This is a genomic window from Streptomyces sp. NPDC003023, from assembly GCF_042888225.1.
In the GTDB taxonomy this organism is placed as follows: domain Bacteria; phylum Actinomycetota; class Actinomycetes; order Streptomycetales; family Streptomycetaceae; genus Streptomyces.
Map to the genome: position 1 here is coordinate 647,867 of NZ_JBIAPL010000002.1, position 13,811 is coordinate 661,677.

Sequence of the window (13,811 nt, forward strand, 5' to 3'; positions counted from 1 at the left end):
AATGCATCTCCTACTTGTCGTGTACCGGCGTCAGCGCGCGGCGGCTTCGATCGATTCCCGGGCGGCGGCGGCCACGGCTTCTGCGGTGAAGCCGAACTCGCGGAAGAGGACCTTGCCGTCCGCGGAGGCGCCGAAGTGCTCCAGCGAGACGATGCGTCCGGCGTCGCCGACGTAGCGGTGCCAGGTCAGTCCGATACCGGCCTCGACCGCGACGCGCGCCTTGAGCGAAGGGGGGAGCACCGAGTCCCGGTACCCCTGGTCCTGCTCCTCGAACCACTCGACCGAGGGCATGGACACGACCCGGGCCGGGATGCCGGCGGCCTGGAGCTGCTCGCGGGCCTGGACGGCCAGCTGCACCTCGGAGCCGGTGCCGATCAGCACGACCTGGGCGTCGCCGCCCTCCTCCTCGAACAGGACGTAGCCGCCCTTGGCCGCGTCCTCGTCGCACTCGTACGTCGGCACGCCCTGGCGGGTCAGCGCGAGGCCGTGCGGGGCGCCCTTGCCGAACTCCTTGGTGTACCGGCGCAGGATCTCGCGCCAGGCGATCGCGGTCTCGTTGGCGTCGGCCGGGCGCACGATGTTCAGGCCCGGGATGGCGCGCAGCGAGGCCAGGTGCTCGACCGGCTGGTGGGTGGGGCCGTCCTCGCCGAGACCGATCGAGTCGTGCGTCCACACGTAGGTGACCGGCAGGTGCATCAGCGCCGAGAGCCGCACGGCGTTGCGCATGTAGTCGGAGAACACCAGGAAGGTGCCGCCGTAGACGCGGGTGTTGCCGTGCAGGGCGATGCCGTTCATCACCGCGGCCATCGCGTGCTCGCGGATGCCGTAGTGGATGGTGCGGCCGTACGGGTCGGCCTCGGGCAGCGGGTTCCCCGCCGGCAGGAACGACGACGTCTTGTCGATGGTCGTGTTGTTCGAGCCGGCCAGGTCGGCCGAGCCGCCCCACAGCTCGGGCACCACCGCGCCCAGCGCCTGCAGCACCTTGCCGGACGCGGCGCGGGTGGCGACGCTGTGACCGGGCTCGAACTCCGGCAGCGCGTCCTCCCAGCCCTCGGGCAGCTCACCCGAGCGGATCCGGTCGAACTCGGCGGCACGCTGCGGGTTGGCCGTACGCCACGCGGCGAACGTCTTCTCCCACTCACCACGGGCCTCACGGCCCCGGTCCAGCGCGCCCCGGGTGTGGCCCAGGACCTCGTCGGACACCTCGAACGACTGGTCCGGGTCGAAGCCCATGACCCGCTTGGTCGCCGCGACCTCCTCGTCGCCCAGCGCCGATCCGTGCGCGGCCTCGGTGTTCTGCGCGTGCGGCGCGGGCCAGGCGATGATCGAACGGGCCGCGATGAAGGAGGGGCGCTCCGTCTCCGCCTGCGCCGCCTTCAGCGCGTTGTAGAGGCCGACCGGGTCCAGGTCACCGTTGTCCAGCTGCTGGACGCGCTGGACGTGCCAGCCGTACGCCTCGTAACGCTTGAGAGTGTCCTCGGAGACGGCAGTCTCCGTGTCGCCCTCGATCGAGATGTGGTTGTCGTCCCACAGCAGGACCAGATTGCCCAGCTTCTGGTGACCGGCCAGCGACGACGCCTCCGCGGAGATGCCCTCCTGCAGACAGCCGTCACCCGCGATGCACCACACGGTGTGATCGAACGGCGAGGTGCCCTCGGCGGCCTCCGGGTCGAACAGGCCACGCTCGTAACGGGCGGCCATCGCCATGCCCACGGCGTTCGCCACGCCCTGGCCGAGCGGACCGGTCGTCGTCTCGACGCCCGTGGTGTGGCCGTACTCCGGGTGACCGGGAGTCTTCGAACCCCAGGTACGGAACGCCTTGAGATCATCGAGCTCCAGGCCGTAACCGGCCAGGTAGAGCTGGATGTAGAGCGTCAGCGACGAATGGCCGGCGGACAGGACGAACCGGTCACGGCCCGTCCAGTCGGCGTCCGCGGGATCGTGCCTCATCAGCTTCTGAAAGAGCACGTACGCGGCGGGGGCCAGGCTCATGGCCGTACCCGGATGGCCGTTGCCGACCTTCTGTACGGAATCCATGGCCAGGACGCGGACGGTGTCGACTGCCCGCTGGTCCAACGCGGTCCACTCGAGGTCTGTGGTGGTCGGCTTGGTGCTCACCCTGGGTCAGGGCTCCTCTCCACATGTTCGAATCCCGGTGACTTATGGGTGTACCGGGCGCTGTCGAGCCTACCCTCGCAGCAATGGGCGTCCGCTCGGTCGCGCGTCTCCCCAATTGGACACTGCCAGGGTGCGGGCAGCGGGTGTTCCCCGCCCGTCGGCGACGTATACGTCCGACGTCCTTCCGGTGCTCAACACGACCCGACCCCCGCGAAGATCGGCGTACGGGCAGCGTCTAGAGTGGCGTGGTACGCGCAAGTCGTCACCGGGGTCTCACTCCCCCAGAGCCCTTTCCGGGCATGGGAGGAACCCCAGAGGCTTGCTGGGATTTCTCTGTCAGGGGTGTGCGTGACGGCCGTCGAGTCCCGACCCGCAGGGGTCGTCTTGGCCTCCGGCCCGGGGGGCCGTCGGCCGTTCGGGGCCCGCGTCAAGGCATTCGTGGCGCTGACCAAGCCGCGGATCATCGAGCTGCTGCTGATCACCACCGTTCCGGTGATGTTCCTGGCCGAGCAGGGTGTGCCGGACCTGTGGCTGGTGCTCGTCACCTGTCTCGGCGGATACCTCTCCGCCGGCGGCGCCAACGCGCTGAACATGTACATCGACCGCGACATCGACGCCCTGATGGACCGCACGTCACAGCGTCCGCTCGTCACCGGAATGGTCTCCCCGCGCGAAGGTCTGGTCTTCGGCCTGACGCTCGCCGTGGTCTCCACGCTCTGGTTCGGTCTCCTCGTCAACTGGCTGTCGGCCGCGCTGTCGCTCGGCGCGCTGCTGTTCTACGTCGTCGTCTACACGATGATCCTCAAGCGCCGTACCGCGCAGAACATCGTCTGGGGCGGCATCGCCGGCTGCATGCCGGTCCTGATCGGCTGGTCGTCGGTCACCGACTCGGTGTCCTGGGCCGCCGTCATCCTCTTCCTCGTCATCTTCTTCTGGACGCCGCCGCACTACTGGCCGCTGTCGATGAAGGTGAAGGACGACTACGAGCGCGTCGGCGTGCCGATGCTCCCGGTGGTCGCCGGCAACAAGGTCGTCGCCCGGCAGATCGTGCTCTACAGCTGGGTCATGGTCGCCGTCTCGCTGCTGCTGACCCCGCTCGGCTACACCGGGTGGTTCTACACCGCGGTCGCGCTGGTCGCGGGCGGCTGGTGGCTGTGGGAGGCGCACGCGCTGCACAGCAGGGCCAAGGCGGGCGAGACGGGCGGCAAGCTCAAGGAGATGCGTCTCTTCCACTGGTCCATCACCTATGTGTCGCTGCTCTTCGTGGCCGTGGCCGTGGACCCCTTCCTGCGCTGAGGTAGACCTCGGGTTCTGCGCTGAGGAAGACCTCGGGCGGGCGTGGCCGAGGCCACGTCGCCCGGCCGTCGCCGAATGATCTACCCGCGAGTAGCATGCGGTGCATGGCTGAAACCAAGGTTGACGAGACGGCGTCCTCGCCCGCTCCCTCCTCCCCGTCCGACGCCCGCGCCGAGCGCAGGGCGGCCAAGCTCGCCAAGCAGATCCAGGCGTTCTCCAAGGCGCACGGCGGCGCCGAGGGCCAGCTCGCCTACATCGGCCAGATGGGCACCCGCATCGTTCTTGTCGGCGAGGACGGCGGCTGGGGCGACCTGGTGGCCCCGAGCCACGCCGTCGCCGTCAGCGCGGCGGAGAAGTCGGGGATCACGCTGCACGAGTCCTTCGACGGCGACTTCGCCGCGAAGGTGCGCACCGGCCCGTACGAGTGGACGCGTATGGCGGGCATCCAGGTCGGCGGCCCGTCCAACGACTGAGCAACACCTTGCGCGGGGATGACCCGTTAGTCCTGTGGAAGCACGGTCCGGTCCACAGGCAGGAGCTCCCGATGATCGACGCCGCGTCCTCTGTGCGTCTGGTCGACCAGTACTGCCACGGTGTGCTGCGCACCGAGTTGGGCCTCGGCACCTTCGAGACGTACCTGGGGCCGGCCACCGGGGCCCCGCCGGCCTCCGGTACCACCTTCTTCGACACTCAGACCGGTTTCGCGGTGCGGCGCTGGTGTCCGCCGCTCCTCGGACTCGAACCGCACTGCCCGCCCGCCCACTACCTGGCCCGCCGCCGCGAGCTCGGAGCGGCCGAGGCGGGCAGGCGGCTTCTGCGGGGGACCGGGATCGCCACGTACCTCGTGGACACCGGCCTGCCGGGCGACCTCGCGAGTCCGGCGGAGATCGCCGCTGCGGCGGAGGCCCAGGCGCGCGAGATCGTACGGCTCGAACTGCTGGCGGAGCAGGTCGCGGACACGTCGGGGACCGTGGAATCCTTCCTCGCCAACCTGGCGGAGGCGGTGCACGGAGCCGCCGGGTCCGCCGTCGCCTTCACCACCGTCGCCGCCGTACGGCAGAGCGACCGGCCGGAGCCGCCGGGGCCGGGCGAGGTGCGGGGCGCGGCCGGGCGCTGGCTCGCCGGACGGCGCGTGGGCGAGCCGCTCACCGACCCCGTACTGCTGCGGCACCTGCTGTGGGCCGCCGTCGCGACCGGCCTTCCGCTGCAACTGCACATCGGCGCACGGGACCCGATGCCCCTGGCCGGCCTGGCCGCGGCGACGGCCGGTCTCGGCACGGACCTGGTCCTGCTGCACGGCTATCCGCACCACCGCGGCGCGGCGCACCTCGCGAGCGTGTATCCGCACGTGTACGCCGACCTGGGCCCGGCGCTCGCCCAGACGGGGGCGCGGGCGGCGGCCGTACTGGCGGAGACACTCGAACTCGCGCCGTTCGGCAAGCTCCTGTTCTCCTCCGGCGCGCACGGCCTGCCGGAACTCCATGTGGTGGCCGCGCACACCTTCCGCGATGCGGTGGGTCGGGTGCTGGGGGAATGGGTCGCCGACGGGGCGTGGTCACGGGGCGACGCGGAGCGGGTGGCGGGGCTGCTGGCGTGGGGGAACGCGAGGCGGGTGTACGGGTTGCGGGGGTGAGGGGCGTCTCCGCTGCGGGTGCGTGACCGCTGCGCGGGGCTGTTCCCCTACCCGCCCCTTCCCGAAGCGGGGTGGGCCCCGGCCCCGTTGCCGCCCTGCGGGCGGGCCGGTGAAGCGGGGTAGGCTCCCGGCCCTGCTGCCGCCCTGCGGGCGGGCGCGTCTCCGCGGCGGCGCGGGGCCGCTGCGGGTGCCTGATCGCTGCCCGGGGCAGGCCCCGGGCCCCGTTGCCGCCTTGCGGGCGGGGCGTTTCCCCGCCCCGCACCGGCCCGTCTCTTCCCGAACCGGGGCGGGCCCCGGCCCCGTTGCCGCCCTGCGGGCGGGCCGGTGAAGCGGGGTAGGCTCCCGGCCCTGTTGCCGCCCTGCGGGCGGGCGCGTCTCCGCGGCGGCGCGGGGCCGCTGCGGGTGCGTGATCGCTGCCCGGGGCAGGCTCGGGGCCCACGTTGCCGCCTTGCGGGCGGGGCGTTTCCCCGCCCCGCACCGGCCCGTCTCTTCCCGAAGCGGGGCGGGCCCCGGGTCCTGTTGCCGCCCTGCGGGTGGGCCGTTGTACCGCTTTGGCGGACGGCGTACCGCGCTCCGCGCGGTGGCCTCGAACTCCCCTACGGCCTGGTGGCCGTGGGTGGTGCCTCCGGCCGGGCTGGATTCGCCGCTGCGGGGCATCTTCAGCCTCGCCGGCGTTTGAGGCGCGGGGGTCCGGGGGCAGCGCCCCCGAAACACCGCGCGGAGCGCGGTGGACGGGTCCGGACCGAGCCCGGTTGTTGGGAGGGGCTACCCCCCATGGCCGCCAGGCCGCAGGGGGTAGGGGACCGGCCCGCGCGGCGGTGGGGGCTCAGGCCGAGGTCAGCGCCGCGTCGGGCGCCGCCGGCACCCGTGCCGGCTCCCGCTCCCGCAGGCTCAGCGCCAGCCTCAGCACCGCGATCCACATCAGCGAGGAGCCGAGCATGTGCGCGCCCACCAGCAACTCCGGCACGCCAGTGAGGTACTGCACGTAACCGAGCGCCCCCTGCAGCAGCACCACCAGCAGCAGGTCGCGGGCCCGGGCCCGGATGTCGTCGGGGGCGTCGACCACGCGCAGGACGAGCCACATCGCGACGGCCAGCGCGCACACCACCCACGCGGCGATCGCGTGGATGTGCGCGGCGGCGGACCAGTCCCACGGCATGCGCGGGACGTCACTGCTGTCGCCCGCGTGCTTGCCGGAGCCGGTGACCGTCGTGCCGAGGGTGATCAGCAGCGCGGAGACCCCGACGATCGCCCACGACAGTTTGCGGACCGGCCGCGGGACCCGCGGCCGGGGCGGCTCGTCGCCCTCGCCGGTGCGCACCCAGGTGACGGTCGCGACCGTGAGCAGCGCGTTGGCGAGCAGGAAGTGTCCGGCCACGCTCCACGGGTTGAGGCCCGCCCACACGGTGATGCCGCCGATGACGGCGTTGCCCAGGACGATCCAGAACTGCGTCCAGGCCAGCCGGCTCAGGCCGCGCCGCCACGGCTTGGTGGCGCGCACGGCGACGATCGCCCAGCCGACTGCCGCCGACAGGACGTACGTCAGCATTCGGTTGCCGAACTCGATCGCGCCGTGGATGCCCTGTTCGGGCGTGGCGAAGAGACTGTCGTCCGTGCACTTGGGCCAGGTGTCGCAGCCGAGACCGGAGCCGGTGAGCCGTACGGCGCCGCCGGTGACGACGATGACGACGGTCATCACGACGGCCGAGAACGCGGCCCGCCGCAGGATTTTGGGCGACGGTGTCCAGCGCTGGGCGATATAGGCGAGGGGGGTCTGCACGGCCACCATGGTAGGCGGAGGCTTGTGCACGGTTTCACGAGGGGTCCGCGGAGGGCTCCCGCGCCGGTTCGGGGACCCGCGGGGAGGCCGCCTCGGCAAGGGACGCGGACGTCACGCGGAAGCGGGACCCGTCGAGATGGTCCTCCTCCTCCCACCACAGCGCGAAGCGCCACGGCGTGGGCGCGGGCGGCACGTCCGGCGAGTGCAGGAACGCGTCCGTCAGCTCGGCGGCCACCGCCGCGGCCGTGCAGTCGGTGACCGCGTCCATGCCCCGCCAGGGGTGCGCCATCGGCGCCCAGGAGCCGTCGGCCGCCCGCACGTCGAACCGCCACACCGCCCGCCACGAGCGGGCGCGCAGGATCCGGTCCACCTCCGCCCGGCCGATGCCGAGCCCCTTCGCGATCGCGTCCGGCGTCACGCCCTCGATCCGTGCCGCGACGACGGCGAGCGGCATCCGGCGCTCCGGCAGCAGCCCGCGCTTGTGCAGCTGGGTGAGGCCGCCCTCGAACGGACAGCGGCGCAGCCGGCGCTCGAGCTGATCGCCGAGATGCTCCAGGATCGCGGCGTGGGCGCGGTCGGCCGGGTCGGGCGCCTGCCACAGCGCGTGGAACTCGCGTTCCGCCCGTACCGCCCATTCGGCGGCGTCGACCGGCCTGCCGAGCTCCTCCAGCCGGTCGCCGAGGAAGACGTGTGCCTGGGCGAGCCCCTCGCGGTTGCGCGGGTCGCCCTGGTCGAGCCGTTCCCACACGGCGATCGCCCGGTGGGTCGCCTCCACGGCGGCCAGACCCGCCAGGCGGTCCTCGGCGCACGGCTGTTCGCCGTGCGGGCGGAAGGCGTAGCGCGGCAGGCCGAGCTCGTCGCTGAGGGGTTCCGCGAGATAGACGGCCTGGCTGATCAGGGCCCTCGCGTACCAGCGGGCGTGCTCGTCGTCGTGCTCCGCGGGCTCGGCGCAGTGCCGGACGGCCTCGTCGACGGCGCTCAGCGCCGCGTCGCGCCTGCCGGTGTCGAAGTGGTGGCGGGCCAGGTCCTCGTACCGCAGGCTCAGCCGGGCGGCGAGGGAGAGGTCACCCGCGGCGTGCGGGGCGAGGGCCGAGATCAGGTCGGTCAGCAACCGCTCGCGTTCCCCGGGTGAGGCCGCCGGCCGGCCGGCCCTCACCTTCGCCCACTCCGCGTCCAGTCGCAGTGCGGCAGTGCGCTCCATCCAGGCCTCCCACCGTGCGGGTCTCGGCAGGGTCATCCTGGCGCGCGTGTCACTCCCAGCGGAAGGTCCGGGCGGCCGCGCCCAGTCCGAGCACCGCCCAGAGGGCGAGGATGCCCAGATTGCCCCACGGCATGCCGGCGCCGTGCTGGAGCACGTCGCGCAGCCCGTCGGAGAGTGCCGAGATCGGCAGCCATCCGAGCGCGGTGGCGACGGCGCCGGGGAACTTGTCCAGGGGCACGATCACGCCGCCGCCGACGAGCAGCAGGAGGAAGACGAGGTTGGCGGCGGCCAGCGTCGCCTCCGCCTTGAGCGTGCCGGCCATCAGGAGACCGAGCCCGGAGAAGGCGGCGGTGCCGAGGACGAGCAGCAGTACGACGTACAGCGGGTTGCCGTGCGGGGACCAGCCGAGCGCGAAGGCGATCACGGTCAGCAGTGCGACCTGGAGCACCTCGGTGACCAGGACGGAGAGGGTCTTCGCGGTCATCAGGGCCCAGCGCGGGATCGGCGAGGCCCCCAGCCGCTTGAGGACTCCGTAGCGCCGCTCGAAGCCGGTGGCGATGGCCTGGCCGGTGAAGGCGGTGGACATCACGGCGAGCGCGAGGACGCCGGGGGCGAGGAAGTCGACGGCGGGGCCGCTGCCGGTGTCGACGATGTCGACGGTGGAGAACAGCGCCAGCAGCAGCGCCGGGATGATCACCGTCAGCAGCAGTTGCTCCCCGTTGCGCAGCAGCATCCTCGTCTCGAAGGCGGCCTGCGCGGTGATCATGCGGGTCAGCGGGGCGGCGCCGGGCGCCGGTGTGTACGTACCGGCGCTCATGCGCGCAGCTCCTTGCCGGTCAGTTCCAGGAAGACGTCCTCGAGGGTGTGCCGCTCGACCGAGATGCCGTGCGGCAGTACGCCGTGCTGGGCGCACCAGGAGGTGACGGTCGCCAGCAGCTGCGGATCGACGTCTCCGGTGATCCGGTAGGCGCCCGGTGTGAGCTCCGCCGCCGCGCAGCCGTCGGGGAGCGCTTTGAGCAGGGAGCCGAGGTCGAGGCCGGGGCGTCCGGTGAAGCGCAGCGTGTTCTCCGCGCCGCCGCGGCACAGCTCGTCGGTGCTGCCCCTGGCGACGATCCGGCCCGCGTCGACGATGGCGACGTCGTCGGAGAGTTCCTCCGCCTCGTCCATGAAGTGCGTGGTCAGCACGGTAGTGACGCCGTCCGTGCGCAGTTCCCGCACGAGGTCCCAGGTGGCGCGGCGGGCCTGCGGGTCGAGGCCGGCGGTCGGTTCGTCGAGGAAGACGATCTCGGGCCGGCCCACGACCGCCATCGCCAGTGCGAGCCGCTGCTGCTGGCCGCCGGAGAGCCGGCGGTACGTCGTGCGCCCGCAGGTGCCGAGGCCGAGGCGCTCGATCAGGGCGTCGACGTCGAGGGGGTGGGCGTGCAGCGTGGCCATGTGGCGGAGCATCTCGTCGGCCCGGGCGCCGGAGTAGACGCCGCCGGACTGGAGCATCACGCCGATGCGGGGCCGCAGCCGCGCGGCGTCCGCGACCGGGTCGAGGCCGAGGACCCGTACGGTCCCGGCGTCGGCGCGGCGGTAGCCCTCGCAGGTCTCGATCGTGGTGGTCTTGCCCGCGCCGTTGGGCCCCAGCACGGCGGTCACGGAACCCGTGGCGACGTCGAGGTCGAGGCCGTCCACGGCGGCCTTGGGTCCGTACCGCTTGACCAGGCCCCGGACACGGACGGCAGGCTCGCTCAGCATGCCGGGAAGTCTAGGCGGGCGCCGGGGGAGTCCCCGTCCGGGGGCCCTGGCGGGTACCGGACCGTGGTGCGCGGCGGGTGCGCCCTCACCTGGCCTTCGACCCTCCGAGTGATCATTTCCGCAGGTCAGCTTAGGTTTGCCTAAGTGATGCACGGCACCGCGCCGTGATCACGAGGCCGCTTGTCAGTCCCTGAGGAATTACGCAACAATGGCGTTGTGAAAAACCTCGGTGAGGCTCCCCAGGAGGAACTCGCGGCGGGTCTGCGGTCGGATCACTCCACCCGCAACCGCGTCGCGCGGTCCATCCTGGACCACGGCCCGTCCACCGTGGCCGACCTCGCGGGGCGTCTGGGACTCACCCAGGCAGCCGTCCGCCGGCACCTCGACACCCTCGTCTCCGAGAACGTCGTGGAACCGCGCGAGCAGCGTGTCTACGGTGCCCGCACCCGCGGCAGGCCCGCCAAGGTGTTCGCCCTCACCGACTGCGGCCGTGACGCCTTCGACCAGTCGTACGACACGCTGGCCGTCGACGCCCTGCGCTGGATCGAGCAGCACGCCGGCGGCGAGCCGGCCGTCGCCGCCTTCGCCCGGGACCGGATCGAGGCGCAGGGCGAGGCCTACCGCGCGGCGGTCGAGGCGGTGGGACCCCAGGAGCGCACCGAAGCGCTGGCGAAGGCGCTCAGCGCCGACGGGTACGCTGCTACGGCTCGCAGCGCACCGGTCGGCGAGCAGCTCTGCCAGCACCACTGCCCGGTCGCCCACGCGGCCGAGAAGTACCCGCAGCTGTGCGAGGCGGAGACCGAGTTCTTCTCGCGGCTCCTCGGGACGCATGTGCAGCGGCTCGCCACCATCGCCCACGGCGACGGCGTCTGCACCACATTCATCCCGCACGGCGCGCCACAGGGCGGCACCTCGCCGCCGGGCACCCCGCCGCAGGACAGCACCACACAGACCAGCACCACACCATCAGCTTCTGCAAGCACGGCCGGGAGGAACCCCGCATGACTCTCCCCACGGAGACTGCCCACCCCGAACTCGAGGGTCTGGGTAAGTACGAATTCGGCTGGGCCGACTCCGACGCGGCCGGTGCCGCGGCCAAGCGCGGTCTCTCCGAGGACGTCGTCCGCGACATCTCCGCGAAGAAGAACGAGCCGGAGTGGATGCTGAAGCTGCGGCTGAAGGGTCTGCGCCTCTTCGACAAGAAGCCCATGCCGAACTGGGGCTCCGACCTCTCCGGCATCGACTTCGACAACATCAAGTACTTCGTGCGCTCCACCGAGGCACAGGCCGCCTCGTGGGAGGAGCTGCCCGAGGACATCAAGAACACCTACGACAAGCTCGGCATCCCGGAGGCGGAGAAGCAGCGCCTGGTCGCCGGTGTCGCCGCCCAGTACGAGTCCGAGGTCGTCTACCACCAGATCCGTGAGGACCTGGAGGAGCAGGGCGTCATCTTCCTCGACACGGACACCGCGCTGAAGGAGCACCCGGAGCTCTTCCAGGAGTACTTCGGCACCGTCATCCCGGTCGGCGACAACAAGTTCGCCTCGCTGAACACGGCCGTGTGGTCCGGCGGATCGTTCATCTACGTCCCCAAGGGCGTCCACGTGGACATCCCGCTGCAGGCCTACTTCCGTATCAACACGGAGAACATGGGCCAGTTCGAGCGGACGCTGATCATCGTCGACGAGGACGCCTACGTCCACTACGTCGAGGGCTGCACCGCCCCGATCTACTCCTCGGACTCGCTGCACAGCGCCGTCGTCGAGATCATCGTCAAGAAGGGCGGCCGCTGCCGCTACACGACCATCCAGAACTGGTCGAACAACGTCTACAACCTGGTCACCAAGCGCGCCGTGGCGTACGAGGGCGCGACCATGGAGTGGGTCGACGGCAACATCGGCTCCAAGGTGACCATGAAGTACCCGGCCGTCTACCTGATGGGCGAGCACGCCAAGGGCGAGACCCTGTCCATCGCCTTCGCGGGCGAGGGCCAGCACCAGGACGCCGGCGCCAAGATGGTCCACATGGCCCCGAACACCTCCTCCAACATCGTCTCCAAGTCGGTGGCACGAGGCGGCGGCCGCACGTCCTACCGCGGTCTGATCGAGATCGGCGAGGGCGCCCCGGGTGCCAAGTCCAACGTGCTCTGCGACGCTCTGCTGGTCGACACGATCTCGCGCTCCGACACCTACCCGTACGTCGACGTCCGCGAGGACGACGTCTCCATGGGTCACGAGGCGACCGTCTCCAAGGTCTCGGAGGACCAGCTTTTCTACCTGATGAGCCGCGGGATGACCGAGTTCGAGGCGATGGCGATGATCGTGCGCGGCTTCGTCGAGCCGATCGCCAAGGAGCTCCCCATGGAGTACGCGCTGGAGCTCAACCGGCTGATCGAGCTGCAGATGGAGGGCTCGGTGGGCTGACGCCCTCCGAGACCGCAGGCAGCGACTGATTTCTGACGTAGGAAGAGAGCAAGACGACAGCCATGGCTGAGGCTCAGAACGCCCCCGAGGACCTCCGTAAGACCCCGGTCCAGGGGGGACCCCCACCGGTGGGCTCCACCACCGCCGGCTCGATCGCGGTGGCCGCCGAGTCGACCGTCGCGACCCGTATGAGTGCGCCCCCGTCGTTCGACGTGGCGGACTTCCCGGTCCCGCACGGCCGCGAGGAGGAGTGGCGCTTCACTCCGCTGGAGCGCCTCGCCGGTCTGCACGACGGCACCGCCGTCGCCAACGGCACCGCGCTCAAGGTCGCGATCGACGCCCCCGAGGGCGTCACCGTCGAGACCGTCGGCCGTGACGACGCGCGCCTCGGCAGGGCCGGCACCCCGGTGGACCGGGTCGCCGCCCAGGCGTACTCCTCCTTCGAGCAGGCCACCGTGGTGACCGTGCCCAAGGAGACCGTGCTCGCGGAGCCGATCCGTATCGCCGTGCACGGCGAGGGCGGGACCGCCTTCGGCCACCAGGTGGTGGAGCTCGGCGCGTTCGCCGAGGCGGTCGTCGTCATCGACCACACCGGTGACGCCGTGCTCGCGGCGAACGTCGACTACGTCCTCGGCGACGGTGCCAAGCTCACCGTCGTGTCCGTCCAGGACTGGGACGACAAGGCCGTCCACGTCGCCCAGCACAACGCGCTGGTCGGCCGGGACGCCTCCTTCAAGTCGGTCGTGGTCACCTTCGGCGGCGACCTGGTCCGCCTCCACCCGCGCGTCTCCTACGCCGGAACCGGTGGCGAGGCCGAGCTGTTCGGCCTGTACTTCACCGACAAGGGCCAGCACCAGGAGCACCGCCTCCTCGTCGACCACAACATGCCGCACTGCAAGTCCAACGCCGTCTACAAGGGCGCGCTGCAGGGCGACGACGCCCACGCGGTGTGGATCGGCGACGTGCTGATCCGGGTCATGGCCGAGGGCACCGACACCTACGAGATGAACCGCAACCTCGTCCTCACGGACGGTGCGCGGGTCGACTCGGTGCCGAACCTCGAGATCGAGACCGGTGAGATCGCCGGCGCCGGTCACGCCTCCGCCACCGGCCGCTTCGACGACGAGCAGCTGTTCTACCTGATGGCGCGCGGCATCCCGCAGGCCGAGGCCCGCCGCCTCGTCGTCCGCGGCTTCTTCGCCGAGCTCGTCCAGCAGATCGGTCTGCCGGACGTCGAGGAGCGCCTGCTCGACAAGATCGACGCCGAGCTGGAGGCGTCGGTTCTGGAGGCGTCAGCCTGATGGCCTTCGTCAAAGCGTGCGCGCTGAGCGAGCTCGAGGAGGACACCCCCAAGCGGGTGGAACTCGACGGCACGCCGGTCTCCGTCGTGCGGACCGAGGGCGAGGTGTTCGCCATCCACGACATCTGCTCGCACGCGAACGTCTCGCTCTCGGAGGGCGAGGTCGAGGACTGCCAGATCGAGTGCTGGCTGCACGGCAGTGCCTTCGACCTCCGCACCGGCAAGCCGTCCGGCCTTCCCGCGACGCGCCCCGTCCCCGTATACCCCGTCAAGATCGAAGGGGACGATGTGCTCGTCTCCGTCACCCAGGAGTCCTGAGT

12 protein-coding genes are annotated in these 13,811 nt (G+C 71.6%); 7 read left to right on the top strand and 5 right to left on the bottom strand.

Features of this window, described 5'->3' with window-relative positions; genetic code table 11:
• Positions 1 to 30 precede the first annotated feature (30 nt).
• Positions 31 to 2,118, bottom strand: a complete 2,088-nt coding sequence (gene tkt, locus ACFYV1_RS11135) for a transketolase (RefSeq protein WP_389395144.1) — start codon at positions 2,116 to 2,118, stop codon at positions 31 to 33.
• 348 nt (positions 2,119 to 2,466) lie between these two features.
• On the opposite strand from tkt, the gene ACFYV1_RS11140 reads away from it, so the two are divergent.
• The 3 genes from ACFYV1_RS11140 to ACFYV1_RS11150 all read left to right on the top strand — a co-directional run bounded on the left by ACFYV1_RS11140 (position 2,467) and on the right by ACFYV1_RS11150 (position 5,047).
• Positions 2,467 to 3,414, top strand: coding sequence for a heme o synthase (locus tag ACFYV1_RS11140; protein WP_389395145.1), 948 nt, complete (start codon positions 2,467 to 2,469; stop codon positions 3,412 to 3,414).
• A gap of 104 nt (positions 3,415 to 3,518) precedes the next feature.
• On the top strand, positions 3,519 to 3,887 hold the full coding sequence (locus ACFYV1_RS11145; RefSeq protein WP_389395146.1) for a hypothetical protein: 369 nt from the start codon (positions 3,519 to 3,521) through the stop codon (positions 3,885 to 3,887).
• Positions 3,888 to 3,958: 71 nt separating this feature from the next.
• On the top strand, positions 3,959 to 5,047 hold the full coding sequence (locus ACFYV1_RS11150) for an amidohydrolase family protein (RefSeq protein WP_389395147.1): 1,089 nt from the start codon (positions 3,959 to 3,961) through the stop codon (positions 5,045 to 5,047).
• A gap of 826 nt (positions 5,048 to 5,873) precedes the next feature.
• Here the strand turns inward: ACFYV1_RS11150 and ACFYV1_RS11155 are convergent.
• From ACFYV1_RS11155 to ACFYV1_RS11170, 4 genes are read right to left on the bottom strand one after another with little or no spacing between them, the layout of a single operon-like run.
• A complete protein-coding gene (locus tag ACFYV1_RS11155) occupies positions 5,874 to 6,836 on the bottom strand; it encodes a heme A synthase (protein WP_389395148.1) in 963 nt (320 codons plus the stop codon).
• Between the two features lie 25 nt (positions 6,837 to 6,861).
• On the bottom strand, positions 6,862 to 8,028 hold the full coding sequence (locus ACFYV1_RS11160) for a hypothetical protein (protein WP_389395149.1): 1,167 nt from the start codon (positions 8,026 to 8,028) through the stop codon (positions 6,862 to 6,864).
• A gap of 49 nt (positions 8,029 to 8,077) precedes the next feature.
• Positions 8,078 to 8,845 (bottom strand): ABC transporter permease, encoded by a 768-nt coding sequence (locus tag ACFYV1_RS11165; RefSeq protein WP_389395150.1) that lies wholly within the window; start codon positions 8,843 to 8,845, stop codon positions 8,078 to 8,080.
• Positions 8,842 to 9,768 (bottom strand): ABC transporter ATP-binding protein, encoded by a 927-nt coding sequence (locus ACFYV1_RS11170; protein ID WP_389395151.1) that lies wholly within the window; start codon positions 9,766 to 9,768, stop codon positions 8,842 to 8,844. The genes ACFYV1_RS11165 and ACFYV1_RS11170 overlap by 4 nt, the downstream gene beginning before the upstream one ends.
• Positions 9,769 to 9,984: 216 nt before the next feature.
• Here ACFYV1_RS11170 and ACFYV1_RS11175 point away from each other — a divergent pair, with 216 nt between their 5' ends.
• The 4 genes from ACFYV1_RS11175 to ACFYV1_RS11190 all read left to right on the top strand — a co-directional run bounded on the left by ACFYV1_RS11175 (position 9,985) and on the right by ACFYV1_RS11190 (position 13,809).
• Positions 9,985 to 10,773 (top strand): helix-turn-helix transcriptional regulator, encoded by a 789-nt coding sequence (locus ACFYV1_RS11175; RefSeq protein ID WP_389395152.1) that lies wholly within the window; start codon positions 9,985 to 9,987, stop codon positions 10,771 to 10,773.
• On the top strand, positions 10,770 to 12,191 hold the full coding sequence (gene sufB, locus ACFYV1_RS11180; protein ID WP_389395153.1) for a Fe-S cluster assembly protein SufB: 1,422 nt from the start codon (positions 10,770 to 10,772) through the stop codon (positions 12,189 to 12,191). Before ACFYV1_RS11175 ends, sufB begins: the two co-directional genes overlap by 4 nt.
• 62 nt (positions 12,192 to 12,253) lie before the next feature.
• Positions 12,254 to 13,492 carry a Fe-S cluster assembly protein SufD gene (gene sufD / locus ACFYV1_RS11185; protein WP_389395154.1) on the top strand — a complete coding sequence of 413 codons (1,239 nt, stop codon included), beginning with the start codon at positions 12,254 to 12,256 and terminating at the stop codon, positions 13,490 to 13,492.
• Positions 13,492 to 13,809 (top strand): non-heme iron oxygenase ferredoxin subunit, encoded by a 318-nt coding sequence (locus tag ACFYV1_RS11190; protein WP_005319006.1) that lies wholly within the window; start codon positions 13,492 to 13,494, stop codon positions 13,807 to 13,809. Before sufD ends, ACFYV1_RS11190 begins: the two co-directional genes overlap by 1 nt.
• Positions 13,810 to 13,811: the final 2 nt, after the last annotated feature.